The following is a 2,595-nucleotide window of genomic DNA, read 5'->3' as shown; positions in this document are numbered from 1 at the left end:
CGCACCATGCCCCACACCCTGGAGCGCTACGGATCTCCGGACGCTCTGCGCAAGGCAGGCCACCGCAAGCTCGTCGAGGTGATCCGGCCCAGGGCCCCGCGCATGGCCCAGCGGCTGGCCGACGACATCCTCACCGCCCTGGACGAGCAGACCGTCGTGGTCCCCGGCACCGGCACCCTGGACGTGATCGTGCCCTCGTTGGCGAAGTCCCTGGCCGCCGTCCACGAACAACGCCGGACTCTGGAGGTCCGCATCGAGGCTCTGCTGGAGGCCCACCCTCTTTCCCAGGTCCTGACCTCGATGCCCGGCATCGGCGTCAGGACCGCCGCAGTCCTCCTGGTCACCGTCGGCGACGGCAGCACCTTCCCCACCGCCGCCCACCTGGCCTCCTATGCCGGTCTTGCGCCGGCCACCAGGTCGTCCGGGACCTCGATCCACGGCGATCACGCTCCGCGAAGCGGAAACCGGCAGCTCAAACGCGCGATGTTCCTGTCCGCGTTCGCAGCCCTGCACGATCCCGCCTCCCGCGGCTACTACGACCGCTGCCGAGCCCGCGGCAAAACCCACACCCAGGCCCTCCTCCGCCTCGCCCGCCACCGCATCAGCGTCCTGTTCGCCATGCTCCGCGACGGAACCTTCTACCAACCCCGCACCCCACACCTCGCTTGACGAAAGACATAGAGGCACCCCCCACCGTCCGAGGACCAACGGCACCCGTCAGGCAGCACCCTGCCCACTGTCGAGCGCCGTGACCATGCCAGCCACGATCACCGTGTTGAAGTTGAAGACGAACGCGACGATCGCGTTGGCCGCCACCGTCCGGCCCATCTCCCGCGACATCACCGTGACGTCCGTCGTACCGAACGTCGTCATGACTGACAGGGCGAAGTACACGTAGTCGGCCCAAGCCGCTGTCTCCCCACCCGGGGAGTCCAGCGCCGCCTCGTCCTCCACGAGGTTGTCGGTATGGAACGCGACCACGAAAGCGACCGGGACGCAGATTCAGGCGACGACGACGAGACGACCCGCACCGTCGCCGGGAAAGCGGAACCCAGATGCCCGGGACGCCAGACCGCCGACGCGATGAGGACCGACATCCCGGGCCCCGGTGAAGTCGAGGCGCAGCTGGCGTCCAGCCGGCCGTATGACTCGCAGGTGCAGCGGGGGCTAGATATGCCGGCAGCTCTGCTGAGGCTTCCGACAGCGCCCGCTATGGGCGCGTATCGGTCCGCCACGGACACGTCCTCGTGCGGAGCCGCACTTCCAGGGTGCGCCGCGCTTTGTCAAATCCCCCTGGTGTCAGGGGAGGTGTCGTCTAGCGTCTGGTCTGTCGCGAAGGGATGGAGGCAGTACTGATGAGCGGGAGCGGCGGGAAACGGAGCCGTCTTTCATCCAAGGCGGTTCTCGCCGTATGGGTGCGCAGCGGAGGCAGGTGCATGCTGTGCAACGCGTACCTGCTGGAGGGGGCGATGTCGGGACGGACGCTTCCTTTGGGGGAGGTCGCGCACATCGTCGGGCAGAGCACTGATCCGCGCTCGCCGCGCGGCGGGGATCTGTTGGAGAAGGCGCTGCGGGATGAGGCAGACAATCTGATGCTGCTGTGTGCCCAGCAACATATGGAGATCGATGCGAAGGCTACACTGGACGTCTTCACCGTCGAGTGGCTGCGCCGTGTGAAGCAGGAGCATGAGGACCGTGTCAGGCACCTGACCGCGCTGGGGCCGGAGAGGGCCACCACGGTGGTGCGGATGGTGGGGTCGGTGCACGGAAATGCGGTCGAGCTGTCGCGGGAGACCGCTGCGGACGCTGTGACGGCAGGCCGCCGATTTCCTTTGTACCTGGAGTCCTACACCCGGCACGGTGTGGAGATAGATCTGCGGCACACTCCCGGCGAGCAGGCAGCCGCTGCCTGGGACGCGGAATCTGCCGCCGAGGCCAGCCGTCACTACTATCGGCAGGCGACCAAGGTCATCGATGACGTGGTCCGCAACCGGCTGCGACCAGGGATAGAGCGGGAATCCGTGCAGCACGTGAGCGTGTTCGGATTCGCGCGTCTGCCATTGCTGGTCTATCTCGGGTCGCTCTTGGACGACACCGTACCGACGGACATCTACCAACGTCACCGGCACGAGCAGTCCTGGGTGTGGCCTGCCGAGAGCGGCCCGGTCACCGAGTTCGCCGCGCATCCGGTCCAGGCTGGGGCGGACGGGGACGAGGCTGTCGTCGTGGTGAACATCTCCGGCATCATCACCCCTTCTGAGGTTCCGCGGGAGCTTTCGGCGCTGCGCCGCTACGAGGTCAGCCCGGTGGGCACGCATGCTGGTCCGGACGTACTGCGGTGCCGGGCGTCACTGCGACAGGTGGAGGAAACGCTACGGACGCTTCTCGCGCGGCTGGAAAGGGAGGCTAAGTCGCTGCGCCGCCTGCATGTCCTGCCTGCCGTTCCCCTCTCCGCGGCTATCGCCCTGGGCCGTGCTCACCATCCGCAGGTGCACCCGCAGCTCGTGATCTACGAGCGCTTGGCAGGCAGCTACGTGCCCACCTTGGAGGTGGGGCAGGTTCCCGGCTGACCTGCGCACGGCGGCCCGCCGTGCG

The 2,595-nt window shown here is 67.7% G+C and carries 2 protein-coding genes and 1 pseudogene; 2 read left to right on the top strand and 1 reads right to left on the bottom strand.

Annotation, left to right across the window (positions count from 1 at the left end; all coding sequences use genetic code 11):
• The coding region (locus CCN42_RS34110; protein ID WP_143662115.1) for a transposase at nt 1–669 on the top strand (669 nt) is incomplete at its 5' end.
• Nucleotides 670–717: 48 nt separating this feature from the next.
• Here CCN42_RS34110 and CCN42_RS34105 read toward each other — a convergent pair.
• Nucleotides 718–1,115: pseudogene (locus CCN42_RS34105) on the bottom strand (DUF1345 domain-containing protein); the annotation flags it as partial.
• A gap of 321 nt (nt 1,116–1,436) precedes the next feature.
• Between CCN42_RS34105 and CCN42_RS34100 the strand changes: the two are divergent.
• Entirely contained in the window at nt 1,437–2,570 is a 1,134-nt protein-coding gene (locus tag CCN42_RS34100; protein ID WP_245877591.1) for an SAVED domain-containing protein, read from the top strand.
• The last annotated feature ends 25 nt before the right edge of the window (nt 2,571–2,595 follow it).

The sequence above is a fragment of the Streptomyces glaucescens genome (assembly GCF_002154375.1).
Lineage (GTDB): Bacteria > Actinomycetota > Actinomycetes > Streptomycetales > Streptomycetaceae > Streptomyces > Streptomyces glaucescens.
Note: the sequence above shows the minus strand (reverse complement) of the source record. Positions and strands in the feature narration are given on the sequence as shown.